General features: G+C 69.1%; 28 protein-coding genes. 14 read left to right on the forward strand and 14 right to left on the reverse strand.

The window, feature by feature from the left end:
- Positions 1-56 precede the first annotated feature (56 nt).
- Positions 57-824, forward strand: coding sequence for a class II glutamine amidotransferase (locus tag FHW79_RS20035; RefSeq protein ID WP_183180567.1), 768 nt, complete (start codon positions 57-59; stop codon positions 822-824).
- Positions 825-973: 149 nt separating this feature from the next.
- The gene (locus FHW79_RS20040) at positions 974-1,600 is read left to right on the forward strand and encodes an FMN-dependent NADH-azoreductase (protein WP_183180568.1); all 627 of its coding nucleotides are present in this window, start codon (positions 974-976) and stop codon (positions 1,598-1,600) included.
- Between the two features lie 43 nt (positions 1,601-1,643).
- On the opposite strand, the gene FHW79_RS20045 is transcribed toward FHW79_RS20040, so the two are convergent.
- The 13 genes from FHW79_RS20045 to nifA form a co-directional block, all read right to left on the reverse strand.
- The gene (locus FHW79_RS20045; RefSeq protein ID WP_183180569.1) at positions 1,644-2,531 is read right to left on the reverse strand and encodes an SIR2 family protein; all 888 of its coding nucleotides are present in this window, start codon (positions 2,529-2,531) and stop codon (positions 1,644-1,646) included.
- 88 nt (positions 2,532-2,619) lie between these two features.
- Positions 2,620-3,810 (reverse strand): DegT/DnrJ/EryC1/StrS family aminotransferase, encoded by a 1,191-nt coding sequence (locus FHW79_RS20050; RefSeq protein ID WP_183180570.1) that lies wholly within the window; start codon positions 3,808-3,810, stop codon positions 2,620-2,622.
- A gap of 14 nt (positions 3,811-3,824) precedes the next feature.
- Positions 3,825-4,109 (reverse strand): hypothetical protein, encoded by a 285-nt coding sequence (locus tag FHW79_RS20055; protein ID WP_183180571.1) that lies wholly within the window; start codon positions 4,107-4,109, stop codon positions 3,825-3,827.
- 5 nt (positions 4,110-4,114) lie between these two features.
- On the reverse strand, positions 4,115-4,324 hold the full coding sequence (nifT, locus tag FHW79_RS20060; protein ID WP_035672252.1) for a putative nitrogen fixation protein NifT: 210 nt from the start codon (positions 4,322-4,324) through the stop codon (positions 4,115-4,117).
- A gap of 41 nt (positions 4,325-4,365) precedes the next feature.
- Positions 4,366-5,517, reverse strand: a complete 1,152-nt coding sequence (locus tag FHW79_RS20065; RefSeq protein WP_183180572.1) for an aminotransferase class V-fold PLP-dependent enzyme — start codon at positions 5,515-5,517, stop codon at positions 4,366-4,368.
- Between the two features lie 34 nt (positions 5,518-5,551).
- On the reverse strand, positions 5,552-5,863 hold the full coding sequence (locus FHW79_RS20070) for a nitrogen fixation protein NifZ (protein WP_051657911.1): 312 nt from the start codon (positions 5,861-5,863) through the stop codon (positions 5,552-5,554).
- Positions 5,864-5,886: 23 nt separating this feature from the next.
- Complete coding sequence (locus FHW79_RS20075) at positions 5,887-6,183, reverse strand: nitrogen fixation protein NifZ (protein ID WP_183180573.1); 297 nt, start codon at positions 6,181-6,183, stop codon at positions 5,887-5,889.
- Between the two features lie 34 nt (positions 6,184-6,217).
- Positions 6,218-6,991, reverse strand: coding sequence for a 4Fe4S-binding leucine-rich repeat protein (locus FHW79_RS20080; RefSeq protein WP_183180574.1), 774 nt, complete (start codon positions 6,989-6,991; stop codon positions 6,218-6,220).
- Entirely contained in the window at positions 6,988-7,551 is a 564-nt protein-coding gene (locus FHW79_RS20085) for a hypothetical protein (RefSeq protein WP_183180575.1), read from the reverse strand. The genes FHW79_RS20080 and FHW79_RS20085 overlap by 4 nt, the downstream gene beginning before the upstream one ends.
- A 44-nt stretch (positions 7,552-7,595) precedes the next feature.
- The gene (locus FHW79_RS20090) at positions 7,596-7,787 is read right to left on the reverse strand and encodes a 4Fe-4S binding protein (protein ID WP_014239802.1); all 192 of its coding nucleotides are present in this window, start codon (positions 7,785-7,787) and stop codon (positions 7,596-7,598) included.
- A 79-nt stretch (positions 7,788-7,866) separates the two neighbouring features.
- Positions 7,867-9,423: a nitrogenase cofactor biosynthesis protein NifB gene (gene nifB, locus FHW79_RS20095; protein ID WP_183180576.1), complete on the reverse strand. Its 1,557-nt coding sequence runs from the start codon at positions 9,421-9,423 to the stop codon at positions 7,867-7,869.
- Positions 9,424-9,712: 289 nt separating this feature from the next.
- Positions 9,713-10,600, reverse strand: a complete 888-nt coding sequence (locus FHW79_RS20100) for an adenylate/guanylate cyclase domain-containing protein (RefSeq protein ID WP_183180577.1) — start codon at positions 10,598-10,600, stop codon at positions 9,713-9,715.
- 121 nt (positions 10,601-10,721) lie between these two features.
- Positions 10,722-12,605: a nif-specific transcriptional activator NifA gene (gene nifA, locus FHW79_RS20105; RefSeq protein ID WP_183180578.1), complete on the reverse strand. Its 1,884-nt coding sequence runs from the start codon at positions 12,603-12,605 to the stop codon at positions 10,722-10,724.
- Between the two features lie 367 nt (positions 12,606-12,972).
- On the opposite strand from nifA, the gene FHW79_RS20110 reads away from it, so the two are divergent.
- Genes FHW79_RS20110 through FHW79_RS20120 form a run of 3 tightly spaced genes read left to right on the forward strand, consistent with a single transcriptional unit; the run spans position 12,973 to position 15,505 of the window.
- On the forward strand, positions 12,973-13,623 hold the full coding sequence (locus FHW79_RS20110; RefSeq protein WP_183180579.1) for a TetR/AcrR family transcriptional regulator: 651 nt from the start codon (positions 12,973-12,975) through the stop codon (positions 13,621-13,623).
- Positions 13,620-14,567 (forward strand): HlyD family efflux transporter periplasmic adaptor subunit, encoded by a 948-nt coding sequence (locus tag FHW79_RS20115; RefSeq protein WP_183180580.1) that lies wholly within the window; start codon positions 13,620-13,622, stop codon positions 14,565-14,567. Before FHW79_RS20110 ends, FHW79_RS20115 begins: the two co-directional genes overlap by 4 nt.
- Entirely contained in the window at positions 14,564-15,505 is a 942-nt protein-coding gene (locus FHW79_RS20120) for an ABC transporter ATP-binding protein (RefSeq protein ID WP_183180581.1), read from the forward strand. Before FHW79_RS20115 ends, FHW79_RS20120 begins: the two co-directional genes overlap by 4 nt.
- A 71-nt stretch (positions 15,506-15,576) precedes the next feature.
- Here FHW79_RS20120 and FHW79_RS20125 read toward each other — a convergent pair whose 3' ends face one another.
- Entirely contained in the window at positions 15,577-15,945 is a 369-nt protein-coding gene (locus FHW79_RS20125; RefSeq protein WP_183180582.1) for a hypothetical protein, read from the reverse strand.
- A 146-nt stretch (positions 15,946-16,091) separates the two neighbouring features.
- Between FHW79_RS20125 and FHW79_RS20130 the strand changes: the two genes are divergently transcribed.
- The 9 genes from FHW79_RS20130 to pcsA all read left to right on the forward strand — a co-directional run bounded on the left by FHW79_RS20130 (position 16,092) and on the right by pcsA (position 25,412).
- Positions 16,092-17,222, forward strand: coding sequence for an ABC transporter permease (locus tag FHW79_RS20130; RefSeq protein WP_183180583.1), 1,131 nt, complete (start codon positions 16,092-16,094; stop codon positions 17,220-17,222).
- A gap of 162 nt (positions 17,223-17,384) precedes the next feature.
- The gene (gene mepA / locus FHW79_RS20135; protein ID WP_247884512.1) at positions 17,385-18,305 is read left to right on the forward strand and encodes a penicillin-insensitive murein endopeptidase; all 921 of its coding nucleotides are present in this window, start codon (positions 17,385-17,387) and stop codon (positions 18,303-18,305) included.
- Positions 18,306-18,408: 103 nt separating this feature from the next.
- Positions 18,409-19,374 (forward strand): class I SAM-dependent methyltransferase, encoded by a 966-nt coding sequence (locus FHW79_RS20140; protein WP_183180585.1) that lies wholly within the window; start codon positions 18,409-18,411, stop codon positions 19,372-19,374.
- Positions 19,375-19,494: 120 nt separating this feature from the next.
- Complete coding sequence (gene ykgO, locus FHW79_RS20145; RefSeq protein ID WP_012973122.1) at positions 19,495-19,620, forward strand: type B 50S ribosomal protein L36; 126 nt, start codon at positions 19,495-19,497, stop codon at positions 19,618-19,620.
- Positions 19,621-19,792: 172 nt separating this feature from the next.
- Positions 19,793-20,287, forward strand: a complete 495-nt coding sequence (locus FHW79_RS20150; RefSeq protein WP_183180586.1) for a class I SAM-dependent methyltransferase — start codon at positions 19,793-19,795, stop codon at positions 20,285-20,287.
- Between the two features lie 115 nt (positions 20,288-20,402).
- Positions 20,403-21,890 (forward strand): FAD-linked oxidase C-terminal domain-containing protein, encoded by a 1,488-nt coding sequence (locus FHW79_RS20155; protein WP_183180587.1) that lies wholly within the window; start codon positions 20,403-20,405, stop codon positions 21,888-21,890.
- A gap of 10 nt (positions 21,891-21,900) precedes the next feature.
- On the forward strand, positions 21,901-23,217 hold the full coding sequence (locus FHW79_RS20160; protein WP_183180588.1) for an FAD-binding protein: 1,317 nt from the start codon (positions 21,901-21,903) through the stop codon (positions 23,215-23,217).
- A gap of 6 nt (positions 23,218-23,223) precedes the next feature.
- Entirely contained in the window at positions 23,224-24,570 is a 1,347-nt protein-coding gene (gene glcF, locus FHW79_RS20165; protein WP_183180589.1) for a glycolate oxidase subunit GlcF, read from the forward strand.
- Between the two features lie 104 nt (positions 24,571-24,674).
- The gene (pcsA, locus tag FHW79_RS20170) at positions 24,675-25,412 is read left to right on the forward strand and encodes a phosphatidylcholine synthase (RefSeq protein WP_183180590.1); all 738 of its coding nucleotides are present in this window, start codon (positions 24,675-24,677) and stop codon (positions 25,410-25,412) included.
- Positions 25,413-25,451 lie beyond the last annotated feature (39 nt).

The following is a 25,451-nucleotide window of genomic DNA, read 5'->3' on the forward strand; positions in this document are numbered from 1 at the left end:
GTAGGTTTGCCCCCGACCTGTCGGATACCCGACAATCCTGCGATGGGGGCCGATCCATGTGCGAACTCCTGGGCATGAGCGCCAACGTGCCCACGGACATCTGCTTCAGCTTTCGCGGCCTGATGCGCCGCGGCGGGCAGACCGGTCCGCACCGCGACGGCTGGGGAATCGCCTTCTACGAGGGAAAGGGCTGCCGCGCCTTCCACGACCCGGCACCGAGCTGCGAGTCGGAGATCGCGCGGCTGGTCAGCAGCTATTCCATCAAGTCCTGCGTGGTGATCTCCCACATCCGCCGCGCCAACCGCGGCCGGGTGTCGCTGGAGAACACCCACCCCTTCACACGGGAGCTGTGGGGCCGTGTCTGGACCTTCGCCCACAACGGCCAGCTCAAGGGCATCAAGGACCGGACGCTGACCTTCTACGAGCCGGTCGGGACGACGGACAGCGAGCACGCCTTCTGCTGGCTGCTCGACCAGATCCGCATGCAGTATCCGGAGCCGCCCAAGAGCAGCGGCGCCCTGATGCGGCTGATCCGCGACCTCGCCACCGACCTCGGCACGCTGGGTGTCTTCAACATGCTGCTCAGCGACGGGCGGTACCTGTGGTGCCACTGCGCGACCAACCTCGCCTGGCTCACCCGCAAGGCCCCCTTCGGCCCGGCGACGCTGATCGACGAGGACATGAGCGTCGACTTCGCCAAGGAGACGACGCCCAACGACGTGGTGACGGTCGTCGCCACCCGTCCCCTGACCCGCGACGAGAATTGGACCGTCATGAAGAGCGGCGAGATGGTCGTGTTCAAGGGCGGCAATCGGGTGCGTTGACCGGGGATTGTTCTGATCCGTGCAACGAAGATTGGCAAAATCGGGGCTCAATCGATTGGCGTAAGCGGGCTTATGGTCACCTCCGAGACAAACCGAAGCGGTGACGGTGCCGGACCGGCGCCCCGCTTCCCGGACAGGAAGACGTGACCATGAAGATCCTTCGCATCGATTCCAGCCCGCTGGGCGACGCCTCCGTTTCGCGCCAGCTCACCGGCTCCATCGTCGCGGCGCTGCGCCAGGCGACGCCGGACGCCGAGGTCTCGCACCGCGACCTGACCGTCGCCCCGCCGGACCACCTGACCGGCGAGCTGATGCAGGTCGTGAAGTTCCGCAACCTGGAGGGCCTGACCGCCCGCCAGCAGGAGGAGCTGGCCCTGACCGACGCGCTGGTCGACGAGTTCCTGGCCGCCGACGTCGTGGTGATCGGCGCCCCGATGTACAACTTCACGGTCCCGACCCAGCTCAAGGCCTGGATCGACCGCATCGCCCAGGCGGGCCGCACCTTCCGCTACACCGAGACCGGCCCGGTCGGTCTGGCCGGCGGCAAGAAGGTCTACATCGCCTCGACGCGCGGCGGCGTCTACTCGACCAACGCCGCGATGAGCGCGCTGGACCACCAGGAGGCCTTCCTGCGCACGGTTCTGGGCTTCCTGGGCGTCACCGACGTGACGGTGATCCGCGCCGAGGGCGTCGGCATGGGTCCGGACGCCCGCGCCAAGGCGCTGGCCGCCGCCCAGCAGGAGATCGACGCCCTGGCGACCCCGGTCGCGGCGTAAAGGTTCAGATGGTCCCTCTCCCGCCCAGGGAGAGGGATTTTTCTTACGCCGCCATCGCCTCGCCGATCCGCCGGATCGCCTCGTCCAGGGGAAGGTCGAGGCGGGTGATGTTCTGCAGCTCCAGGAAGCGCGCCTCGTTCTTCGACAGCTCGCCCTCGATCACTGCCCAGTGCTTGTCCGACGAGCGCTTGGCGATCTGGCGGGCGAAGGTGCGCTGGATTTCCTGGTCGAAGCGGCAGCCGAGGTACAGGAAGCTCCGGCCCGCCCGGCGGTCCTGCACGACGGCGGGAATCGGCGTCTGGATGTCGATCTCCGTCAGGATCTCGACAAAGTCGCTGTCGGAAATCAGGTAGTTGCCCGCCGGGGTGGCGCTGCCCGACGGCTTGTAGAGCAGGGTCTCCCAGCCGGACGCCGCGGCGGCCTCGACCTCCGCTCCGCCGGGAGCGTAGTATTTCACCCATTCGCCGACGCCCTGTGGGTGGGACAGGCCCTGGATCTGGCCCCAGCTCCGGCCGGCGTCGGCGGTCAGCAGGCTTTCCAGCGTGTTGTCGTACCAGACATCGACGATCATCGGCGGGGCGGGCAGGGTGGCCAGCCACGCGTGAACCGGCGTGGCCGGAACCTCGCGCTTGAAGATCTCGTTCAGGATGCCGTCCAGCGTCTTGCGGTGGCGGCGCGATTCGATGAACTGGGCGACCGCGGTCAACTGGCTGCGGATGCGGCCCGGCGCGGCGACCTTGGCGTTCAGCCGCTGCGCCAGTTCCAGCGAGGTGCGCGGGATCGGGCAGTCGGCCTCCGGCAGCAGCGCGAAGGCGCCCGGCCCGAGATAGGGCACCACGCCCCGCGCCTTCAGCGCCGCGGCGATGTCCGCGATGATGGTGTCGGTGCCCGTGCTGGTGTCCATGCTGTCGATGACGGCGGTGTCGGTCATGCTAACCCCGTTCGGCTGGCGTTTGCCCCCTCCCTGACCCTCTCCCGCTGGGCGGGGGAGGGGAATGGCGCCGGGAAAGGGACGCGTTTCACAAATAGATCGCCGCGCCCGCCCCCGTGTTGACGGTGGCGTCCTTCAGCGTGTCCACGATGAACTGCACCTCGTCGGCGGTGACCTTGTGGTGCAGCGGCAGGGCCAGAACGCGGTCGACCGTCTTCTGGCAGACCGGACAGTCGGCCCGGCTGGCGCCGCGCTCCTGGTAGTATTGCTGGGTGTAGAGCGCCTGCCCGTAGTCCGACGCCTCGACGTCGTGGGTCGCTAAGTCCTCCAGCACCGCCTTGCGCCCCGAGGCGGTGAAGCGGGTGCCGAGATGGACGGCGTAGACCATCGGGTGCACGTCGTCGGCGCCCGGCCCCTTGTAGGGCGGCTTGATGCCCTCGAAGCTGGCCATGGCCGCCTCGTAGAAGCCGACCACTTCGCGGCGCTTCGCCAGGATTTCCGGCAGGCGCTTCAACTGGACGAGGCCCAGCGCGGCGGTCAGGTTGCTCATGCCCGCCTGGAAGGGAATGGTCCGGGTGATGACCACCGTGTTGCGGTGCTCCATCTCGCGCCGGCGCAGGTAGCGGAACTGGTGGGCGAGGTTGCGGTCGTCGGTGACGATCATCCCGCCTTCGCCGGTCACCAGCACGCCGGGTTCGGAAAAGTCGAAGATGGCGCAGTCCCCGAAGCTGCCGACCAGCTTCCCCTTGTAGGACGAGCCGATCGCCTCGGTCGAATCCTCGATCAGGATCAGGCCCTTGTCCGACGCGAGCGTGCGCAGCTCGTCCCAGTGGGCGGGGTGGCCGTTGACGTTGCCGGCGAGGATGGCCTTGGTCCGCGGCGTGATCTTCGCCTCGGCCTTCGCCGGGTTGATGGTGTGCTGCCAGTAGTCGATGTCGACGAAGACCGGCTCCGCGCCGGCCAGCGCGATGGCGTGCTGCACCTGATGCCAGCCGAAGGGAGAGCAGAGAACCTCGTCCCCCGGCCCGATGCCGTAGGCCTTGAGCACCATCAGCGTGGCGATGGTGCCGCTGGACACCGCGACCGCGTGGGCGCGGCCGAGCCAGGCGGCGAAGGCCTGCTCGAACCCTTCCGTCATCCGCCCGTCGCCGAGGCTGCCGGAGGTGAGGATGCGGCCGATGACCGCCACCTCCGCTTCCGAAATGTCCGGGTCGATCAGCGGGATGTAATCGCCAAGCTCCGCGTCGTCTTCGGCTGAGTTGTCCGGGGGCATTGTCATTCCGCGATCCTTGTTCAGTCGTCCTCGTCCTGTTGCGCGATCACCACGCCGGTCGCCGTCTCCGGCTTGTTGGTGATGAGCCAGCAGTGGTTGGTGCCGTCCACGAGGTAGAGGTTGAAGCCGGGCTCCTCCCGGAAGGCGTCCTCCGCCATCACCGCGGCGTGCGCCCCGGTGACGTTGGACAGGTCCGGGTTCGCCTCGCGAACGACGCGGACCACGGCATCGAGCCGGGTGCCGTCGGCGAAGAGGCCGCCGGCCAGGGTGACGATGGCGTCGATCCGTTCCGGGGACAGGGCCATGGCGGTCACTCCGCGCCGCGCTTCTTGGCTTCGACGGTGATGGGCAGGCGGGTGTCCGCCGGCATCTCCGGCAGGTCGAGCGTCCAGCCGTTGGCCACCTTGACCCAGCCGCCCCACAGGCCCGGCTTCTCCATCTCGGTGATGGGCTCCTCCAGGTCCTTCTTGGCGACGTAGATCGTGTATTGCTCACCGGCCTTGCGCACCATCACCTTCATGTCACTCTCCAGTCGTCGTTCGTTTTGGGCACTCGCGGGTGTCAGGCCGCGATCCGCGCGTAGAGCGCGGGAAACTCGTTGAGGACCGATTCCACCTCCTCCGCCGTGGTGCAGCGGCTGAGGGAGAAGCGCAGGCTGGCCGCCGCCTCCGCCGGGGTCAGGCCCATGGCGGTCAGGACGTGGCTCGGTTCGTTGCCGCCGGACGCGCAGGCCGCCCCCATGGAGACGGCGATGCCGGCGCGGTCGAGCCGCATCAGCAGTTCCTCCGCGTCCAGCGGGCGGCCCTGCGGGTCGGCGAAGCGGATGTTGCTGGTGTTGGACAGGCGGGCCGCCCCCTCGCCGTTGACCCGGCTGCCCGGCCAGGCGGCGAGCACGCCGCGCTCCAGCCGGTCGCGCAGGATCGCCATGGCGCCGGCCTCCGCCACCGTGGCGGCGGCGCGGTCGGCGGCGGCGCCGAAGCCGACGATGGCCGGCACATTCTCCGTCCCGCCGCGGCGGTGGCGCTCCTGATGACCGTGGATCAGCGGGGCGAAGGGCACGCCCTTGCGGATGAAGAGGGCGCCGATGCCCTTCGGCCCGTGCATCTTGTGGGCGGACAGGGTCAGCAAGTCGGCGTTCACCGTGTCCACCCGGATGGGCAGCCGCCCGGCGGCTTGCACCGCGTCGGTGTGGAACAGGGCGCCGCGCGCCTGGGCGATGTCGGCGGCGGCGCCGACCGGCTGGATCGCCCCGGTCTCGTTGTTCGCCCATAGGACGGAGACCAGAGCCGTGTCGGGCGTCACCGCGTCGCGCAGGTCGGCGAGCGCGATGGTGCCGGTGCCGTCCACCGGCAGGACGGTGACCCGCCAGCCTTGCCGCTCCAGATCCTCCGCCAGCATGAGCGTCGAGGGATGCTCGATCGCCGTGGTGACGAGGTGGCGGCGCTCCGGATGCTCCGCGGCGACGGCGCGCAGCGTGCCGAGCAGGGCCGTGTGGTTGGCCTCCGTCGCGCTGGCGGTGAAGAGGATGTCCGCCGCCTTCGCGCCGACCAGCGCCGCCACCTGGGCGCGCGCCTCGCCCACCGCCCGCTTGGCGGCCATGCCGGCGGCGTGCGGGCTGGAGGGGTTGCCGAACTCCCCGGACAGGTGCGGCAGCATCGCCTCCCGCACCTCGGGCGCCAGCGGCGTCGTCGCGTTGTTGTCGAGATAGATCATGGGTCCATCGCTGGCCGTGGCACGGAGGGGGCGGTCAGTCCATCACGCCGGGGACGCCGCGGCGGCGGCCGTCGGCGGGCGTGATCTCCTCCTCCAGGCAGCCGACGACGACGCCGGCCGGGAACTCCACCAGATAGACGGGGATCTGCGTGCCCTCGGCGTGGCCGATGCGCACGATGGTGCCGGGCGTGCCCTTGGGAGCCAGCAGGGCGCCGTCCTCGGCATTGGGGTGGCTGCCGTCGTTGTGGAGGTCCACCGCGGCGGTGACCGCCAGACCCCAGTCGTAGAGCGGTTCGCGGGGCGGGATGAAGCCGGGCTTCTTCGCTTCGGTGACGGCGTCGCTCATCGCGTGCTCCTTGGGCAAGACGGTCATTGCGGGTCGTTGCAGCGGGCGTCGACCAGTTCGAGTTCCTTGGCGCGCATGCCGACGATGATGCGCTTCTCGTAAAAATCGACGCCGTATATGTAATACATCTGCAGGTAGGTGCCGATCGACTTGACGTAGCCGATGTCCCCGGTGCGGATCAGGAAATCGCCCATCGAGCGTCCGGGATAGGTGCCGTCGTTGCGCACGTCGCGAAGGGCGCGGACCTTCTGGCCCTCCTCGAAGGCGGGGCGGTCTTCCAGTTCGATCGGTTCGTTCGGATCGCGGGCGCGCTCGCGCATTCGGTGCTCCTTGCTCCGGTCAGTCGGGGGACGGTCAGTCGGGGATCAGGTCGCCGGTGGCGGGCAGTCCGGCGCGGCGCTTCTGCGCCACGGTGCGGACGTCGTCCACCGGGTCCTCGGTCAGCGGGGCGAGGTCTTCGGGCGGCAGGCGGCTGGCCACGACGAAGCGCACGCACCAGTCGGTATCCTGGATCAGCGCGGCCAGCTTTTCCGGCGGCAGGCGGCGGGCGACGACCATGCGCACGCGGGCGCTGTCGTCCCAGGCCATGCTCATCAGCCAGTCCAGCCCGATGCGGTTGGCGACCTCCAGCCGGATTTCCGGGTCCTCGTCGTGCATCATCGCCGGAAGCATGCCTTCGGGCACGCGGCGGGCGACGCGCAGGCGGACGGAGTAATCGGGGTCGCGCATCAGCGGCGAGAGGTCGGCGTCCTCCAGCCGGGAGGCGACGGCGATGCGCACCTCGCGGTCGGGGTCGCCGCGCATCTTCAGCAGCAGGCGGCGGGGCAGGCGGCGGGCGACGGCGGCGCGCACCGTCTCGTCGGGATCGTCCATCAGCCGCGGCACGATGAAGATCGGCGCGAAGCGGGCGGCGTTGGCGCGGACCTCGAAATAGGGATGGTCGAGATGCTCGCCCGCCAGATCGTCGTTCCATTGGAAGAAGCGCTGGATGCGCTTGGCGTAGCGGTCCTGCACGCAGGCGCGCAGCGGTTCGCAGCGCCCCTCGCCCAGACGGTCGCGGTGGACGCAGCCGTCGCAATCGACGGGGTTGCCCAGCCAGTCCAGCGCCTTGTCGATGTCGTCGCTCATGCGTCGTCCTCCGGGCCGGCTTCGTCTTGGCCGGCTTCATGACGGCCAGCTTCATGTCGGTCTGCGGCGGCGAGCAGGCGGGTGGTTCCGAAGCGGTCCTTCGGGTCCAGGTCCCGGACCTTGTTCAGGGCCTCGCGCCCTTCGGCCAGACGGCCCAGGCGCAGATGCAGGTAGCCGACCGCGGTCAGGGCGAACAGGAACAGGCGTGGGGCCGGCTCCAGACCCGCGAAGTCGGCGTGATCGTTGCCGACCATGCGCCAGTCGGTGTGATTCAGGCCGATGGCCGCCATGGCGTGGCCGAGCATCCGCTCGCCGTAGTGCAGGGCGGTGTCCAGGTTCGCCTTGTAGAAGTGGAACTTGTAATGGCCGAGATCGACCAGCTGGTGCCCCGGCGCCAGTTCGGCGGCGCGGGCGAGGTGGCGCTGCGCCGTCTCGGCGTCGGCGTGGCTGGCGGCGGCGAGATGCAGGAACCGCTCCGCCTCGGGCGGCAGGTCGCCGCCGTAGTAACGGCGGTTGAGCCAGCCTTCATCCACCTCGTCCAGCATGGCGGTGCGCTCCATGGACACCCTCTCCCGTGATGGGACGGGAGAGGGGTTTCGGGCGATCAGGCCGGGACGCAGCAGTCGGCCGGGCAGACCGAGGCGCATTGCGGGCTGGAGAACTGGCCCTTGCACTCGGTGCACAGGTCCGCGTTGATGGCGTAGGCGCCCTTCTTGAAGCTGATGGCGTTGTTCGGGCACTCGGCCTCGCAGGCGCCGCAGGCGGTGCAGTCGGAAGCCTTGATCTTGTAAGCCATGACACTCTCCTTGCAGGTGGGGCGGCTGTTGCGGTGGGCCGCCGGGTAAATCCGTGGGTTTTGGTCGGTCTCTTGGGTGTCAGGCGCGCAGGGCGGTGAAGGCGCCGGTGCGGATCACCGCGTCCTGCCCCTCGCGGGCGTTGATCGCACCTTGGCCGAGGCGCTCGGCGTAGTCCTTGAAGTAGGTCAATGCCGACTCCTCGATGTATTCGAAGGCGAAGCGGTCAACCGGCTCGATGCCTGCGTCCTTGAGGTTCTGCGACGGGCATCCACCGATCTTGGCGACGAAGACCGCGGTGCAGTCGTTGATCGCCGACAGCACGCCGCCGAGCGCGTCCTCGTCGCCCGAGCCGCCTTCGCAATATTGGTCGACGCGACGGTGGCCGACGAACTTGGCGCCCTTCGGACCGACCTCGTAGATCTGGAATTCCTTGGCGTGGCCGAAATGCTCGTTGATGCGCTCGCCGCCCTTGGTGGCGACGGCGATCAGGATCGGCTGCACGTCGGTGCCGACCGTCCCGGCGACGTCGGCCTGCGCTGCGGCCTTGGCGGCGTGGCGCCCGGCGCGCTCGCCCTCGACATGCTCGCGGTAGGTGCGGGCGGCCTCCTGGTCGTACTCCACCTCGCCCATCGCGTCGATGCGGTCGATGGTGAATTCGGACCCTCTATCCTCGCCGAGCAGGCCGACCGCGTCGGCGCGGCACTGGCGGCAGTGGCGCATCAGCTTGGCCCCACCCTCGCACTGGTCCTGCAGAACCTTCAGCTCCTGCGCGGTCGGGCCGCGCTGGCCGGTCAGGCCGAAATGCGTGCCGTGCGCCGGGTCGGAGATCAGCGGCATGATGTTGTGCAGGAAGGCGCCGCGCGACTTCACGGCCTTGTTCACGTCCATCAGGTGCTCGTCGTTGATCCCCGGGATCATGACGGAGTTCACCTTCACCAGGATGCCGCGCGAGGTCAGCATCTCCAGCCCGAGCATCTGCCGCTCGTGCAGGATCTTGGCGGCGTCCAGCCCGGTCCAGCGCTTGTGGTCGTGGAAGATCCAGGGGTAGATGTGCTGCCCGACCTCGGGATCGACCATGTTGATGGTGATCGTGACGTGGTCGATGTTGTAGTTCGCGATGGTGTCCACATGGTCGGGCAGGGCCAGACCGTTGGTGGACAGGCACAGCTTGAGGTCCGGCGCCTTCTTCGCCAGCATCTCGAAGGTCTTGAAGGTGTTCCGCCCGCCCGCCGCCAGACTGTCGCCGGGGCCGGCGATGCCGATGACCGAAAGCTGCGGGATCTCCTTCGCCACCGCCATGATCTTGCGGAGCGCCTGATCGGGGGTCAGCTTCTCGGAGACCACGCCCGGCCGGCTCTCGTTCGAGCAGTCGTATTTGCGGTTGCAGTAGTTGCACTGGATGTTGCAGGCCGGCGCCACCGCGACGTGCATGCGGGCGAAATAGTGATGCGCCTCCTCGGAGTAGCAGGGGTGGTTCTTCACCTTCTCCCACACCTCCGGGGCCATGTCGGCGGGGCCGTCCGACGACCCGCAGGAGGAGGACGCGCAGCCGGAGGCGGCGGCGGGCGGCGCCTCGGCGGCGGCTTTCAGCTCACCCACGCCCAGGATGCTGTCGAGCGAAATAACGTTGGCCATCGTCCACTCCCTTCCCAGCCGCGCCGTCGGCGCCCTTGGTCAGGTCGTTAAAAGCAAGTTCGGGGCCAACCGGTAGAATTGTGGAATTTCAGAGGGTTGGGCGGCTGTGTCGGGCCTGTCGGGCATGTCGGCAATCCGACAAAGGCGGACAAAGCCAAACAATGGCCGACAAACACGCCGCCTGTCGGGGACCCGACATGGTGTCATGAGGTGCCTTTGAAGTCGCCTCTCCCCAGGGGGAGAGGGTTAAGACGGCCACATGCAACTGTTTGCGACACGGGGCGCGTCGTCACGCGCTCCCGACCTGGAAGGTGAGGACATGGTCCTCGTCCGGGCGCAGCGGTTCTCCCCCGAAGCCGATCAGGCCGCGGCCGGTCAGCTTCGTCGAATCGCGGCGCAGCAGCAGGGAGGGGGAGTCGCCCGTGCGGATGAAGGTGCCGTTGGTTGAATGGTCGGTCAGCAGGAAGCCGCCGCGGCTGAAATCGATCACCGCGTGCTGGCGCGAGGTGCGGCGCGACGGGATGCGCAGGCCGCAGCTCTCGTCGCGCCCCACCGTGACGCGCGGCAGCAGCGGGGTCAGCGTTGCGTCGGCGCCGCGCCTGGACAGGCGCAGGGAGGGCAGGCCACGCCCGCCGGGTTCGGACAGGGGCAGGCCGACGGTGGCGTTGTCCTCGGCCTCCGGTGTGGCGTCGCCGTCGCGGATCTGGTGGACGCGCACCGGGGCCGCCTTTCCCTTCACCGAAACGCTGTTCAGAAGGCGGGCCCGCTTCCGCAGCGGTGGGGAAAGGCGGTCGACCAGATCGTCGGTCGCCAGGATCTCGCCGGGGCGGGCGATGGCTTCCAGCCGGGCGGCGACGTTGCAGGCGTCGCCATAGAGGTCGCCGGGGCCGGCGATCACCGGGCCGAAATGCAATCCGGCGCGCAGGCGCAGACCGAACTCCCCTTGCCGTTCCATCATGGCGAGCGCGGATCGGGCGGCGCCGTCGCTCATGGGGAAGCAGGCCAGCAGCCCGTCGCCCAGGCTTTTCACCACCGTGCCGCCGTTCTCTCCGACGATCCGGCGCAGGCCCTCCAGCACCCGCTGGGTCAGCGCCGCCGCCTTGCGGTCACCCGCCAGTTCGTAGAGCAGAGTGCTGTCGGCAATGTCCACGAAGAGGAGCGCGAGGGGCTTTTCCATGAATCAGCGGCAACCGGGGAGAGTGCCGGGAGGTTAACACACACCCGGGCACCTGTCCCGGTTGTGCAGCCGCATGCCCCTCATGCCGTCAGGGAGAAAGGGGCTGATGGTGCCCCATCCCTCAGAAGCGCTTGATCTCGATGTTGTACTTGCGCAGGGCGTAGCTCACCTGACGGGTCGTCATGCCGAGCAGGCGGGCGGCCTTCGCCTGCACCCAGCCGGTGCGCTCCATCGCCCAGAGCAATCGGTCGCGCAGCGACCCCGACTCCGGTTCGTCCAGCGGCACCTCGGCGGTGGGTGGCGGAGCGGCATTGGCAGTCGATGCGGGCGCGGAAGCCACGGCGGCGGGCGCGCTCGACTCGGGCAGGGGCAGCGGGATCAGGGGAACCGGAACCACCGGCTGAGCGGCGCCGCAGACCGGCGACGGGCCGGCGGAACAGCCCGACGCGCAGGCCGGCCACGCGCCACCACCGGCACCGACGGGCTCCGGCACCGGGGTCGGCATGGCCGGAGACTTCGGTGCGTTGGCTGGCGCCGGAACGCCGGGGCGTCCGGGAGGAGCGCGGTTGATGGAGCCCGGCCCCATGGACGGGGCCAGGCCGCCGACCGAGGCGCCCAGCGTGCGGTACTGGAAGAGCACCGAGGAGTTGCAGAGGTTGAGGCTGCAGGACAGGGACTCGGTGCGGATGATGCCGTCGCGCGACTGGGTGGCCGCGCGCTCGATGCAGTTCTCCAGCTCGCGCACGTTGCCGGGCCAAGTGCAGCGGTTCAGCACCTCCAGCGCCTCGTCCTCCATGACGAGAGCCATGCCGTTGTCCTTGGCGAACTTCGCCACGAAATGGCGGGCCAGCGGGCCGATGTCCTGGCGGCGCTCGCGCAGCGGCGGCAGGTGGATGGTCACCACGTTGATGCGGAAATACAGGTCGGCGCGGAACTTGCCGTGGCCGACCGCCTCCTCCAGGTTCAGGTTGGTGGCGCAGATCAGGCGGACGTCGGTCTTGATGGTCTTCGATCCGCCGACCCGCTCGAACTCCTGCTCCTGCAGGACGCGCAGCAGCTTGGCCTGGAAGTTGGGCGAGATGTCGCCGATCTCGTCGAGGAACAGGGTGCCGCCCGACGCCAGCTCGAACCGGCCCTTGTGGTCCTTCTGCGCGCCGGTGAAGGCGCCTTTCTCATGGCCGAACAGCTCCGATTCCAGGAGCGATTCCGGCAGCGCGGCGCAGTTCACGCGGATGAAGGGGGCGTCCTTGCGCGGCGACATGTTGTGGATGGCCCGCGCGATCAGCTCCTTGCCGGTGCCGCTCTCGCCGCGGATCAGCACGGTGGACTTGAAGGGCGCCACCCGGTGGACCTGGGCCATCACCTCCAGCATGTTGGGGCTGGTGCAGACCACGTCGTTGATCGGGGCGGCGACCGGCCGAAGCTCCTTCTGCATGCGGAAAGTCTCCCGCATCATGAAGCGGCGCTCCTCGGCCACCGTGCGGTGCAGCCGCACGGTCTGGCCGATCAGGTTGGCGACCATGGTCAGGAAGCGCACGTCGCTGCCGAAATGGCCCTGCGGCCCTTCGTCGGAGATGCGGTCGATGGTCAGCACGCCGACGACCACCCCCGCCGCCTTGATCGGCACGCCGACCAGCGAGGCCACCTGCTCGTCCAAATCCTCGCGCCCGCCGGTGCGGTTGAGGAACAGCGGTTCCTCCGCCAGGTTGGGGACGACGGCGGGCATGCCGGTCTTCAGGATGCGGCCGGTGATGCCTTCCCCGTCGCGGAATTCGATCTGCGCCGCGGCCTCGTTCGACAGGCCGTTGGCGGCCACGAGGCGCAGCACATTGTCCTCGCCGACCAGATAGACCCGCCCGCGGTGCATCTGGAGCTGGTAGGCCAGCGCGCGAAGCACCTCGCGCAGGGTCTGCTGGAGGTCGAGGGAGGAACCGAGGATCTTGCTGACCTCATAGATGGTCAGCAGCTCCAGGTTCGACGTGGACTGGCGCATTGCACCCGGCATGATCGACACCCCCTGCTCAACCGGGACTCCGGACGCCGCGCACCAGCGCGCTCGTCGATGCGATCCCGGCACGGCGCCTTGAACCGTTCCTCCCGGGGTGGGGTGTGCGCTCGTTGCGGATCGGCGCCTTTGACCACCGGTGCGCCCGTGGCGCGTGCTTCCGTGACAAGCCGTTCGCGCTGCGGACTGTCGAAAGTTTCGGAAACTCTCGGTCGAAAGGCAAGCCCTTTTGCATATCAGTTGCTGCGTCGCACAATGACTTATGGCTGCGGCAGAAGGGCGCAACCCTTGAGAAAACTGGAATTTCTACCGCAAAACAGCTAATAACTGACTGGTCAGTAATATTTTCTCCACCCTGGAGGACGGCATGCCGGGGGATGATCCCGCCGCTCCGCGCTGGCGCCGCCGGAAGGAGGCGCGCCCCCGGGAGATCGTCGACGCGGCCCTGACCGTCTTCGGCGAGCGCGGCTTCGCGGCGGCCCGGCTGGAGGACGTCGCGGCGCAGGCCGGGGTCAGCAAGGGCACGCTCTATCTCTACTTCCCGAACAAGGAGGAGCTGTTCAAGGCGGTGGTCCGCGAGGCCATCTTGCCCAACCTCGACATGGCCGAGCGCCTGCTGGCCGGGGCGCAGGGGCCGAGCTTCGCCGTTCTGGAAACGCTGCTGACCCTCTTCGCGACGCGCATCCTGAAATCCCGCGCCGGCGCCATCCCCAAGCTGATCATCGCCGAGGCCGGCAATTTCCCCGATCTCGCCCGCTTCTATTACGACGAGGTGATCCGCCGCGCTTTCGCCCTGCTGGCGGCGGTTCTGGAGCGCGGCATGGCGCGCGGGGAGTTCCGCCCGGTGGATGTCGATTCGACCGTCCGGCTGATCGTCGCGCCGATGCTGATGAGCGCGCTGTGGCGCTCCTCCTTCGAAGCGCTGGAGGGCCGCCCGCCGGACGTTGCGGCTCTGCTGGCCGCCCATCTCGACGCGCTGCGCCGGACGCTCGCCCCGGAGGGAGGGCCGCCGTCATGAGCTGGATCGCCGAAACGCTGGCGGCGGCCCTGGCCGTCCTCGGTCTGGGCGGCGGGGACGCCGTGCCGCTGGCCCATGGCTACGCCGAGGGGGAGTATCTGCGCATCGCCGCCCCGGTGGCCGGGACGCTCGACACGCTGGCGGTGACGCGCGGTGGGCGGGTGGAGGCGGGCGCGCCCCTCTTCGCGCTCGACCGGACCAGCGCGCGGGCGGAGCGCGACCGGCTGGCCGCCGGTCTGGCGCAGGCGAGGGCGCAGCTGGCCGACCTGCGGACCGGCCGGCGCCCCGACGAATTGGCGGTGGTCGCCGCCCAGCGCGCGCAGGCCGAGGCGGCGCTGCGCTATTCCGAAGCGGAGCTTGCGCGGCAGCAGACGCTGGTGGCGCGCAAGGTCAGCTCCAACGACCGGCTGGACGCCGCCCGCGCCAGCCGCGATGGCGATCGCGCGCGGCTGGAGGAGCTGACCGCGCAACTGGCCGTCTCCAACCTGCCGGCCCGTCCCGAGCAGATCCGCGCCGCCGAGGACGCCGTGGCCCAGGCCGCGGCGGCGCTGGCCCAGGCGGACAAGCGCCTCGCCGAACTGGCCCCGTCGGCGCCCGAGGCGGCGCTGGTCGAGGACACGCTGTTCAACCCCGGCGAATGGGTGCCGGCGGGCGCCCCGGTGGTCTCGCTGCTGCCGCCGACCAAGCGGAAGCTGGTTTTCTTCGTTCCGGAACCGCTGATGGCCCGCGTCCGTCCGGGTGACCAAGTGACGGTGCGCTGCGACGGCTGCCCGCCCGGCCTGACGGCGCGCGTGACCTACGTGGCGCCGCGGGTGGAATACACCCCGCCGGTGATCTACAGCGTCGGCAGCCGCGAGAAGCTGGTCTTCCGCGTCGAGGCGCGGCTGGAGGACGGGGCGGCGCTCAACCCCGGCCTGCCGGTGGACGTGGAACTGCCGCGATGACCGGGGAGCCCGCCATCGACGTGCGCGGACTGGTCAAGCGCTTCGGCGCCAAGACGGTGGTGGACGGCTTCTCCATCCGGGTGGCGCGCGGTCAGATCTACGGCTTCCTGGGGCCGAACGGGTCGGGCAAGACGACGACCATCCGCATGCTCTGCGGGCTGCTGACCCCGGACGCGGGGGAAGGGACCTGCCTGGGGCTCGACATCCGCCGCGAGAGCGCCGCCATCAAGCGGCAGGTCGGCTACATGACCCAGAAGTTCAGCTTCTGGGAAGATCTGAGCATCGCCGAGAATCTGGATTTCGTCGCCCGCATGTACGGTCTGCCGGACCGGCGGGCCAAGGTCGCCGGGGCGCTGGAGCGGCTGGGGCTGGGCAACCGGCGGGCACAGCTGGCGGGCGAGTTGTCCGGCGGCTGGAAGCAGCGTCTGGCGCTGGCCGCCTGCATCCTGCACGAGCCGAAGCTGCTGCTCCTCGACGAGCCGACCGCCGGCGTCGATCCCAAGGCGCGGCGGGAGTTCTGGGACGAGATCCACCGGTTGGCCGCCGAGGGTCTGACCGTGCTGGTCAGCACCCATTACATGGATGAGGCGGAGCGCTGCCACGCCATCGCCTACCTCGCCTACGGCCGGCTGATGACGCAGGGCAGCGTTGAGGAGGTGATCGCCAACTCGGGGCTGGTGACCTACGAGGTCGGCGCGCACGAGGCGGGCGGGCCGGATCTCGGGCACGTCGCTGCGGCGTTGCGCGACCGTCCGGGGGTCGAGATGGTCGCCGCCTTCGGCGCCCGGCTGCATGTCAGCGGCGGCGATGGTGCGGCGCTGGAGGCGGCGCTGCGCCCCTGGGCGGGCGACTCGGGCCTGTCGGTGCGGCGGACGGAACCGACGCTGGAGGACGTCTTCATCCACCTGATGAACCGCAGCACGGACAACTTCGCATGACCGCGGCTGGGATTGGGGAAGCCGGGCCGTCCCCGCGCCGGTGCGAACGCCGGGGCGGGGACGGCGCGCGGTCACTCGACCGACGCCGAGGTCACGCCGGTGTTCTTGTTCCAGCGCAGGGTCAGCTTGGAAATCTTGCAGAGGTTCAGGTTCTGCCAGACCGCCGACTCGCCGTCGTCGTAGATGACCTTCATGTCCCACTTGCAGGTCTTCTCGGCCTTGTCGAAGCTCAGTTCGAACTCTTCGCCGTCGTCGAGGACGTCACGGCCGAGGATGTCTTCGTCCCACTTCTCGTTGGCGGACTCGCTGACATAGATGTGCTTCAGCGCGTAGCCCGTCTCGTTCGCAATGGTGAAATCCTGCTGCCCGGCCAGGGCGGCACCATGAAACAGGAACAGGGCGACCGCGGCGGCGGCGCCCTTGGCAAGAATAGAGGTCATGGTATGTGTCCCGCATACGAGTTAATCCATTCGAACGATGCTTGAGGCAATTTTGATATGTCAACGGGCCTCAAGTTTCACGATGCGGGATTGAAGTAGAAGGTTGTGTTTCATTTTTGAAATGCACGGTTGGGGAGGGCGTCGTGATGCGGTTTTCCTTCGCGCGCTTCGTTGCGGTGATGGTCAAGGAATTCATCCAGATGCGGCGCGACCGGCTGACCTTCGCCATGATGGTGGGGGTGCCGGTGCTGCAACTCGTGCTGTTCGGCTTCGCCATCAACTCCGACCCCAAGAGTCTGCCGACCGCCGTTCACGCCGCCGACTCCAGCCCCTTCGCGCGGACCCTGGTGTCGGCCATGGCGAATTCCGGCTATTTCGACGTGACGCGCAGCGCCGACGGCCCGGCGGAGCTGGACCGCCTGCTGGCGGAGGGGCGGGTGCAGTTCGCCGTCACCATTCCCGCCGAATTCGCCCGCGACCTGCAGCGGGGCGAGCGGCCCGTGCTGCTGGTGGAGGCCGACGCGACCGATCCTGCGGCGACCAGCAACGCGCTGGCCGCCCTGTCCACCCTTGCGCGGCAGGCGCTGGACCCCGACCTGACCGGGCCGCTGGCCCATCTGCGCGCCACCCCCGATCCGGTCGAGCTGCGGGTCCACCGCCGCTACAACCCGGAGGGCATCACCCAGTACAACGTGGTGCCCGGCCTGATGGGCGTGGTCCTGACCATGACGATGGTGATGATGACCGCGCTGGCCGTCACCCGCGAGCGGGAGCGCGGGACGATGGAGAACCTGCTGTCCATGCCCGTCCGCCCGTTCGAGGTGATGCTGGGCAAGATCGTGCCCTTCATCCTGGTCGGCTACATCCAGGTCGTCATCATCATCCTGGCGGCCCGGCTGCTGTTCGGCGTGCCCATCGTCGGCAGCCTGGCCCTGCTGTCGACCGTGCTGGTGCTGTTCATCGCCGCCAATCTGGCGGTGGGCTTCACCTTCTCCACCGTGGCGCGGAACCAGCTCCAGGCGATGCAGATGTCCTTCTTCTTCTTTCTGCCGTCGATGCTGCTGTCCGGCTTCATGTTCCCCTTCCGCGGCATGCCCGGCTGGGCGCAGGCGGTGGGGGAGGTGTTGCCGCTGACCCATTTCCTGCGCATCGTCCGCGGCATCCTCCTGAAAGGCAACGGCCCGGCGGAGATCGCGGGGGAGGTGGCGGCGCTGCTGGTGTTTCTGGTTGTGGTCACGGTCGTCGCTCTGAGACGCTACCGGCAGACCTTGGACTGAGCAGTAAACGGGCGATGGCTGTGGCCCTTCATCCTTCCCGTCAAGTCGAAATCGGTTGTGACATGAGCGTGTGCCTCACCTTTCGTTAAGAAACATTGGCTCTAATCTTTCCCGATTGGCGGTCCGTGGGGGAAGATGATGCGGCGCTTGGCGATTGGCCCGATGGCCGGGATTCTCGCGGCGGCCCTGGTCGCCGCCGCTTTGGCCGGCCCCGCCGAGGCCGGATCGCACAAGAAAAAGAAGCCCGCGCCGCCCGCCCCCAACTCCATCGCCTGGAGTCAGGTGAGCGGCCCCGCCCTGGGGTCGGCCCAGTCCATTGGCGGCTACGCCGCGGGCTGCATCACCGGCGCGCAGGCCCTGCCGGGGGAGGGCGCCGGCTATCAGGTGATCCGCATGTCCCGCCAGCGCTACTACGGCCACCCGGAGCTGATCGACTATCTGAAGGGCTTCGGGCGGAAGGTCGCGGCGGCCGGGCTGGGGACCGCGCTGATCGGCGACATGGGGCAGGCGCGCGGCGGCCCGATGAGCTTCGGTCACGCCAGCCATCAGATCGGGCTCGACGCCGACGTCTGGCTTCGCCTCGACCACCCGCCGATGGGGCGCAACGCGCGGGAAAGCCTGACCGAGATCAAATACGTCGATTACGGGCGCGTCCGCGTCACCGAGGACTGGTCGGAACGGCAGGCCCAGCTCGTCCGCATCGCCGCCAGCGACCCGCGGGTGACCCGCATCTTCGTCAACCCGGCGATCAAGCTCGCCATGTGCCGCCACTCCTGGCCGGACCGCGCCTTCCTGCGCAAGCTGCGGCCCTGGCACGGCCATGACGGGCACATGCACATCCGGCTGGGCTGTCCGGCGGGAAGCCCGCAATGCGAGGACCAGCGCGATATTCCCGACGGCGACGGCTGCGGCGACGAGGTCGCGTCCTGGCTCGGCTCCGTCTATCCGGTGGTGGAGCGGCACAACGGCAAGCCGCAGCCGCGCTACGTCAGCATGCCGCCCGCCTGCACCGCGGTGCTGCGCGCCGCCGGGACGCGGGTCGCCGCCATGGACGATCCGCACGCGGAGAAGGCCTTACGGTAATGTGACGCAGGATTTTGCGCTTGCACGAGCGGAGCGCCCGGATACTGTGAAAGTCGGAATGAATTCGTCCGGCGGTCCAGGCAACGGGGCAGGCGCGAAGGCGATGAGCGATAACGGCGGACACGATCACGCGGGCGCTCCCCGCATCACGCTCAAGACCCGCCTTCACGCGTGGTGGGAAGGGTACGACCTCTCCGGCCTGAAGGGCAGGGGCGGGGAGGAGGATGGCAAGCCGCCGCCCGCCGCCGCGCCGGCCCAGCCCGCCCTCCGGGGCCATGGTCCCGGCGTGAACCGCTGGGGCAAGCCGCTGTGGAGCGCCACGCGGATCGAGGTGGCCGAGAAGCTGTGGGGCGAGGGCTTCAACACGCCGGGCGGTCACGACCACATCCCCTACCTGGTGAAGCCGCTCGGCCTCAACCCCGCGATGAGCGTCCTGGACCTGTCCGCCGGGCTGGGCGGCACCAGCCGCACCATGGCGAGCAAGTACGGCTGCTGGGTCACCGGGCTGGAGGCGTCGGAGCTTCTGGCGAAGGAGGGGATGATCCGCTCCTTCAAGGAAGGGCTGGAGAAGAAGGCCCCGATCGAAACCTACGACCCGGAGAATTTCAGCTATTCCAAGCGCGTGGACGCCATCGTCTACAAGGAGGGGATGTTCTCCGTCCGCGGCAAGGACCAGCTGTTCGACGGGATGGAACTGGCCCTGAAGCCGCGCGGCCACCTGCTGATGACCGATTACGTGATCGAGCCGGCGCTGGCCGGGGCCAAGGCCGTCCGGATCTGGTGCGACAAGGAGCCGATGCAGCCCCATCTGTGGTCGAAGGACCAGATGGCCGCCGCCTTCGCGCAGCGGAACCTGGACCTGCGAATCGCCGAGGACATCACCGACACCCACCGCGGCCTGATCGTGAGCGCCATCCAGGGCTTGGTCGAGCATCTGGAGCGCCACCATATGGACCACGAGACCAAGCTCGCCGTGATGGACGAGGTGGAGTTGTGGGTCCGCCGTGTGTCCGCCATCGAGGCGGGGATGCGGGTGTGTCGTTTCTACGCGCTGAAACCGGCGGAGTAGCGTCGAAACGGCCGTATTCTTCGGGAAACGCAACCACGACGGGGGCCGTTGACAGCGGGGGTGCGCCGCACTATGGTGCGCGCCTTCGATCGAGCCGCCGACCGACCAGGATGAAGAACTATGAAGATCGTTAACTCTCTCAAGTCGATGAAGACGCGCCACAAGGCTTGCCGCGTGATCCGCCGCAAGGGCCGCGTCTACGTCATCAACAAGCAGAACCCGCGCTTCAAGGCCCGTCAGGGCTGAGACCGGCGGCCGGGTCCGCCCGGCCGACGCGTGCTGTGTTGTTGAACGCGACGCCGCGCCGTTCCCTTGGGACGGCGCGGCGTCGCGTTTTGCGTGCTTGGCATTTGTTTCGGTTGAAAGCGGCATCAATTCCGGACAGTTTCAGGTCGCCTGTGCGATCCGGAGTTGTTGGATGACCAAAAGTTTGGACCTGGGTTGCGGCCCCAACCCAAAAAACCCCTTTTCTGCGAGCGAGCTGTTCGGACTCGATGTTGAGGATCACCCCGCATCGCACATCCGGACGGCGGATCTGGCCGTGGATTCGCTCCCCTTCGAGGACGCCTACTTCGACTACGTCACCGCCTTCGACGTGATCGAGCATGTGCCGCGAATCGTCTATGCGCCGCGCCGCCGCTACAGCTTCATCGCGCTGATGGACGAGATCCACCGCGTCCTGAAGCCGGACGGGCTCTTCTATTCCCAGACCCCCGCCTATCCGCACGCCGAGGCGTTCCAGGACCCCACCCACGTCAACATCATCACCGAGAACACCTTCGCCCTCTATTTCGACGACCGGCACCGTTGGGCGGCCAATTACGGCTTCCGCGGGGCCTTCCGCGTCCTGTCGCAGGAATGGCGCGGCTTCCACCTGCTGACGACGCTTCAGAAGGTGCCCGCTCCGGCCTGACCGGGGTCGGGCGACAAAAGGGGGACTGGTGCCGGCGCGGCTTCGATGCTACCTCTGAAACAGGAACGCCGCAGGAACAATCCGGGCGACCGACAAGAGGGGAGGAAGGCCGGCCATGCGGATGCCCGCGCCCGACGACGGCGTCATCGCGCGCCGCCGCGAGATCATCGCAGCGCTGCGGGCCATCGTGCCCGGCGAAGGGGTGATCGCCGACGAAAGCGAACTGCGCGCCTATGAATGCGACGGGCTGACCGCCTACCGCCAGCTGCCCATGGTCGTGGTGCTCCCCAGCACGGTGGAGCAGGTGAGCCGGGTGCTCAGGACCTGCAAGGCGATGGGGGTGAAGGTGGTGCCGCGCGGCGCCGGCACCTCCCTGTCGGGCGGGGCGCTGCCGCTGGCCGACGGCGTGCTGCTGGGGATGGGCAAGTTCAACCGCATCCTGGACATCGACTTCGCCAACCGCTGCGTGGTGACCCAGCCGGGGGTGACCAACCTCGGCATCTCCACCGCCGTGGCGCATGAGGGTTTCTATTACGCGCCCGACCCCTCCAGCCAGATCGCCTGCACCATCGGCGGCAACATCGCCGAGAATTCCGGCGGGGTGCATTGCCTGAAATACGGGCTGACCACCAACAACGTGCTGGGGCTGGAGATGGTGCTGATGGACGGCACCATCCTGCGGCTGGGCGGCAAGCATCTCGACGCCGGCGGCTACGACCTGATGGGCGTGGTCACCGGCTCCGAGGGGCTGCTCGGGGTGGTGACCGAGGTGACGGTGCGCATCCTCAGGAAGCCGGCCACCGCCCGCGCCGTTCTGATCGGCTTTCCGACCAGCGAGCAGGGCGGCGACTGCGTGGCCGCCATCATCGCGGCGGGCATCATCCCCGGCGGCATGGAGATGATGGACAAGCCGGCCATCCACGCGGCGGAGGATTTCGTCCACGCCGGCTACCCGCTGGACGTCGAGGCCCTGCTGATCGTCGAACTGGACGGCCCGGCGGCGGAGGTCGACCATCTGATCGATCAGGTCGCGGAGATCGCGCGGTCCAAGGGCTGCTGCTACTCCCGGGTCTCGACCTCGGAGGAGGAGCGGCTGTCCTTCTGGGCCGGGCGCAAGGCGGCCTTCCCGGCGGTGGGGCGCATCAGCCCCGATTACTACTGCATGGACGGCACCATCCCGCGCAAGGCGCTGCCCCTGGTGTTGCACCGCATGCAGGAGATGTCCGACCGCTACGCCCTGCGGGTCGCCAACGTCTTCCACGCCGGGGATGGCAACCTGCACCCGCTGATCCTCTACGACGCCAACAAGCCGGGCGAGCTGGAGCGGGCGGAGGCCTTCGGCAACGACATCCTGCGCCTGTGCGTCGAGGTCGGCGGCGTGCTGACCGGCGAGCACGGCGTGGGGGTGGAGAAGCGCGACCTGATGACCGACCAGTTCGACGAGGTCGATCTCGACCAGCAGCAGCGCATCAAATGCGCCTTCGATCCCGACGGGCTGCTGAACCCCGGCAAGGTCTTCCCCAAGCTGCACCGCTGCGCCGAGCTGGGCCGCGTCCACATCCACAAGGGGGAGCTGCGCTTCCCCGATATCCCCCGGTTCTGAGGCCCCCCGCATGACCGTGACCACCTTCAAGCCCGACTCGGTGACCCAGGCCGCCGACGCGGTGCGCTGGGCCTTGTCGGAGGGGACGCCTCTGGACGTCGCCGGTTCGGGCTCCAAGCGCGGCCTCGGGCGTCCGATCCAGACCGCCTGCACGCTCGACCTGTCCGGCCTGTCCGGGGTCGTCGCCTACGAGGCGGAGGAGCTGGTGCTGACCGCCAGGGCCGGCACGCCGATGGCCGAGATCCTGCCGATGCTGGCGGAGCGGCGGCAGCAGCTCGCCTTCGAGCCGCAGGACCTCGGGCCGCTGCTCGGTCAACCGGAGGGGCAGGGGACGCTGGGCGGGGTGATATCCTGCGGGTTGGCCGGGCCGCGGCGCATCAGCGCCGGCTCCGCCCGCGACCACACGCTGGGGATCGAGGGGGTGAACGGGCGCGGCGACCTCTACAAGGGCGGTGGCAAGGTGGTGAAGAACGTCACCGGCTATGACGTGCCCAAGCTGATGGCCGGCTCCTTCGGCACGCTGACCGTGCTGACCGAACTGACGGTGAAGGTGCTGCCGGCGCCGGAGGATGTCCGGACGCTGCTGCTGGCCGGGCGCGAGGACGCCGCGGCCGTCGCGGCGCTGACCGCGGCGCTGCAGAGCCCCTACGACGTGTCCGGCGCCGCCCATCTGCCGGCCGCGGTGGCGGCGCGGTCCCATGTCCGGCCGGTCGTCGCGGTGGGCGGGGCGGTCACGCTGGTGCGGGTGGAGGGCTTCGGCCCGTCCGTCACCGCTCGTGTGGCCGCGCTGAAGGAGGAGCTTGGCGCCGACGCCGTGCTGGACCGGGAGGAGTCGCGGGCGGTGTGGAAGGAGGTTCGGGATGTGGCGTTCTTTTGCCCCCACACGCCAACCCTCGTTTGCCCCCACCCTAACCCTCCCCCGCTGGGCGGGGGAGGGGACCATTCTCCCTCCCCTGCGTCAGCGGGGGAGGGTCGGGGTGGGGGCCAGGATACGCGCCACGTCTGGAAAATCTCCGTCCAGCCCTCCGAAGGGCCGCGCGTGGCGGAGTCGATCCGCTGGGCGCTCGACGCGGAGCTGTATTTCGACTGGGGCGGTGGGCTGATCTGGGCGGCGGTGGCACCGACCCCCGACTCCGCCACGGCGATCCGCGGCGCGCTGGGCACCGCCGGCCACGCGACGCTGGTGCGCGCGCCCGAGGATGTGCGGAGCGCGGCGGAGGTCTTCCAGCCCTTGCCCGACCCGGTGATGGCGCTGAGCCGCCGGGTGAAGGAGAGCTTCGACCCCTGCGGCATCCTGAACCCCGGCCGCATGTACGCGGGAGTGTAGGCATCCATGCAGACGAACTTCACGCTGACCCAGCTCGCCAACGCCGATTACCGGGATTCGGAAGCGATCCTGCGAAAGTGCGTCCATTGCGGCTTCTGCACGGCGACCTGTCCGACCTATGTCCTGCTGGGCGACGAGCTGGACAGCCCGCGCGGCCGCATCTACCAGATCAAGGACATGCTGGAAAAGGGCGGGCCGCCCACCGAGCATCAGGTGAAGCACATCGACCGCTGCCTCTCCTGCCTGTCCTGCATGACGACCTGCCCGTCGGGCGTCAACTACATGCATCTGGTCGATCACGCCCGCGCCCATGTCGAGGCGACCCACGCCCGCCCGCCCGCCGACCGCGCCATCCGCGACCTGCTGGCCCGCGTGCTGCCCAACCCGCGGCTGTTCCGGCTGGCCCTGATCGCCGCCTGGTTCGGCAAGCCCTTCGCCGGGCTGCTGCCGGGGCGGCTGGGAGCGCTCCTGGCACTGGCGCCGACGTCGGTGCCGGGGCCGAGTCACAGCGACCGGCCGGGCAGCCACCCGGCGGTCGGGCCGCGCCGCCAGCGCGCCGCTTTGCTGGTCGGCTGCGCCCAGCAGGTGCTGGCCCCGCAGATCAACGAGGCGACCATCCGCCTGCTGAACCGCCATGGGGTCGAGGTGGTGGTGGCCAAGGGCGCCGACTGTTGCGGCGCCCTGACCCATCACATGGGCAAGACCGATCTCAGCGACGCCTCGGCGCGGAAGACCATCGACGCCTGGATCGCCGAGATGGACGGGGAGGGGCTGGACGCCATCATCGTCAACACCTCGGGCTGCGGCACCACGGTGAAGGATTACGCCTTCCAGTTCCGCGAGGACGCGGAATATGCGCCAAAGGCTTTGCGCGTGGCGGCCATCGCCCGCGACGTGACGGAGTTCCTGGCGGAGATCGGTCTGTCCGCCCCGGTGATCGAGACGGGGCAGGCCATCGCCTACCATTCCGCCTGCTCCATGCAGCACGGCCAGCGCATCAAGGACCCACCGCGGGCTCTGCTGCGCGGCGCCGGCTTCGAGGTGAAGGAGATCCCGGAGGCGCACATCTGCTGCGGCTCCGCCGGCACCTACAACATGCTCCAGCCGGAGATCGCCGTGCAACTGCGCGACCGCAAGGTCCGCAACATCGAAAGCACCAAGGCCGCGGCCATCGCCGCCGGCAACCTCGGCTGCATCACCCAGATCGCCACCGGGACCGGGCTGCCGGTCGTCCACACGGTGGAACTGCTCGACTGGGCGACCGGCGGGCCGAAGCCCGAGGCGCTGAGGGACAGCCCGGCCTTCGCCGGTCCGGACCACTCGCCGGGCGCGGCTGCGCGCGCGGCGGAGTAGGGAGAGGGGTGCCCCCGCGGTGCGGGACAGTCTCCAACACCGACCCGCTTGGACTTTTCGCGGCGTATGGCTAGGTTGGCGCCAACGGGACGATGAGGCGCTCAGTGGACAGCGGGTTCAAGGACGACAGCGACGGCGGTTACGGGATCGGGCGGCGGCTGTCGGCCTGGGGTGTGCACGCCTTCACGGGCAGCGGCGTCGTGCTCGGGCTGCTGGCCCTGCTCGCCGCGGTCAACGGCGAGGCCAAGGCGTGCCTGGGCTGGCTGGGGCTGGCCCTGGTGGTCGACGGGGTGGACGGCACCCTGGCCCGACGCGCCTCGGTGAAGGAGGTGCTGCCGGGCATCGACGGGTCGGCGCTCGACCTCGTGATCGACTATCTGACCTACGTCGTCGTCCCGGCGGTTTTCATGTACCGCTTCGGCCTGCTGCCGGACGGGTTCGGCGTGGCGCTGGCCGCCTTCATCATGATGACCTCGCTCTACTGCTTCTCGAACACCGGGATGAAGAGCGGCGACAACTACTTCGTCGGCTTCCCGGCGATCTGGAACGTGGTCGCGCTCTATCTGTGGCTTCTGGCGCTCGACCCATGGATCAACACCGCGGTGGTGCTGGTCCTCGGCCTGCTGACCTTCACGACGGTCAAGTTCCTGCATCCCTTCCGGGTGCGCCGCTGGATGCGCCTGAACCTTCTGGTCAGCGGCGCGTGGCTGGCTTCCAGCGCAGCGCTGGTGGTCCTCTATCCGGACCGTCCCGACGCCGTCTGGTACGTCTGGCTTGCCAGCAGCGCCTACTACGCGGCGGTCTGCCTGTGGCGGACGCTGCGCGGGCCGGAAAAAAGCTGACGGTGCGTGGTCGGCGCTTGTCGGACCGCTCCGGTTCGC

Source organism: Azospirillum sp. OGB3 (assembly GCF_014192915.1).
Classification (GTDB): domain Bacteria; phylum Pseudomonadota; class Alphaproteobacteria; order Azospirillales; family Azospirillaceae; genus Azospirillum.

Bases quoted from the DNA above. Each gene is read 5' to 3' on its own strand.
- FHW79_RS20035 (WP_183180567.1), top strand. From the start codon at position 57: ATGTGCGAACTCCTGGGCATGAGCGCCAACGTGCCCACGGACATCTGC.
- FHW79_RS20040 (WP_183180568.1), top strand. From the start codon at position 974: ATGAAGATCCTTCGCATCGATTCCAGCCCGCTGGGCGACGCCTCCGTT.
- FHW79_RS20045 (WP_183180569.1), bottom strand. From the start codon at position 2,531: ATGACCGACACCGCCGTCATCGACAGCATGGACACCAGCACGGGCACC.
- FHW79_RS20050 (WP_183180570.1), bottom strand. From the start codon at position 3,810: ATGACAATGCCCCCGGACAACTCAGCCGAAGACGACGCGGAGCTTGGC.
- FHW79_RS20055 (WP_183180571.1), bottom strand. From the start codon at position 4,109: ATGGCCCTGTCCCCGGAACGGATCGACGCCATCGTCACCCTGGCCGGC.
- nifT (WP_035672252.1), bottom strand. From the start codon at position 4,324: ATGAAGGTGATGGTGCGCAAGGCCGGTGAGCAATACACGATCTACGTC.
- FHW79_RS20065 (WP_183180572.1), bottom strand. From the start codon at position 5,517: ATGATCTATCTCGACAACAACGCGACGACGCCGCTGGCGCCCGAGGTG.
- FHW79_RS20070 (WP_051657911.1), bottom strand. From the start codon at position 5,863: ATGAGCGACGCCGTCACCGAAGCGAAGAAGCCCGGCTTCATCCCGCCC.
- FHW79_RS20075 (WP_183180573.1), bottom strand. From the start codon at position 6,183: ATGCGCGAGCGCGCCCGCGATCCGAACGAACCGATCGAACTGGAAGAC.
- FHW79_RS20080 (WP_183180574.1), bottom strand. From the start codon at position 6,991: ATGAGCGACGACATCGACAAGGCGCTGGACTGGCTGGGCAACCCCGTC.
- FHW79_RS20085 (WP_183180575.1), bottom strand. From the start codon at position 7,551: ATGGAGCGCACCGCCATGCTGGACGAGGTGGATGAAGGCTGGCTCAAC.
- FHW79_RS20090 (WP_014239802.1), bottom strand. From the start codon at position 7,787: ATGGCTTACAAGATCAAGGCTTCCGACTGCACCGCCTGCGGCGCCTGC.
- nifB (WP_183180576.1), bottom strand. From the start codon at position 9,423: ATGGCCAACGTTATTTCGCTCGACAGCATCCTGGGCGTGGGTGAGCTG.
- FHW79_RS20100 (WP_183180577.1), bottom strand. From the start codon at position 10,600: ATGGAAAAGCCCCTCGCGCTCCTCTTCGTGGACATTGCCGACAGCACT.
- nifA (WP_183180578.1), bottom strand. From the start codon at position 12,605: ATGCCGGGTGCAATGCGCCAGTCCACGTCGAACCTGGAGCTGCTGACC.
- FHW79_RS20110 (WP_183180579.1), top strand. From the start codon at position 12,973: ATGCCGGGGGATGATCCCGCCGCTCCGCGCTGGCGCCGCCGGAAGGAG.
- FHW79_RS20115 (WP_183180580.1), top strand. From the start codon at position 13,620: ATGAGCTGGATCGCCGAAACGCTGGCGGCGGCCCTGGCCGTCCTCGGT.
- FHW79_RS20120 (WP_183180581.1), top strand. From the start codon at position 14,564: ATGACCGGGGAGCCCGCCATCGACGTGCGCGGACTGGTCAAGCGCTTC.
- FHW79_RS20125 (WP_183180582.1), bottom strand. From the start codon at position 15,945: ATGACCTCTATTCTTGCCAAGGGCGCCGCCGCCGCGGTCGCCCTGTTC.
- FHW79_RS20130 (WP_183180583.1), top strand. From the start codon at position 16,092: ATGCGGTTTTCCTTCGCGCGCTTCGTTGCGGTGATGGTCAAGGAATTC.
- mepA (WP_247884512.1), top strand. From the start codon at position 17,385: ATGGCCGGGATTCTCGCGGCGGCCCTGGTCGCCGCCGCTTTGGCCGGC.
- FHW79_RS20140 (WP_183180585.1), top strand. From the start codon at position 18,409: ATGAGCGATAACGGCGGACACGATCACGCGGGCGCTCCCCGCATCACG.
- ykgO (WP_012973122.1), top strand. From the start codon at position 19,495: ATGAAGATCGTTAACTCTCTCAAGTCGATGAAGACGCGCCACAAGGCT.
- FHW79_RS20150 (WP_183180586.1), top strand. From the start codon at position 19,793: ATGACCAAAAGTTTGGACCTGGGTTGCGGCCCCAACCCAAAAAACCCC.
- FHW79_RS20155 (WP_183180587.1), top strand. From the start codon at position 20,403: ATGCGGATGCCCGCGCCCGACGACGGCGTCATCGCGCGCCGCCGCGAG.
- FHW79_RS20160 (WP_183180588.1), top strand. From the start codon at position 21,901: ATGACCGTGACCACCTTCAAGCCCGACTCGGTGACCCAGGCCGCCGAC.
- glcF (WP_183180589.1), top strand. From the start codon at position 23,224: ATGCAGACGAACTTCACGCTGACCCAGCTCGCCAACGCCGATTACCGG.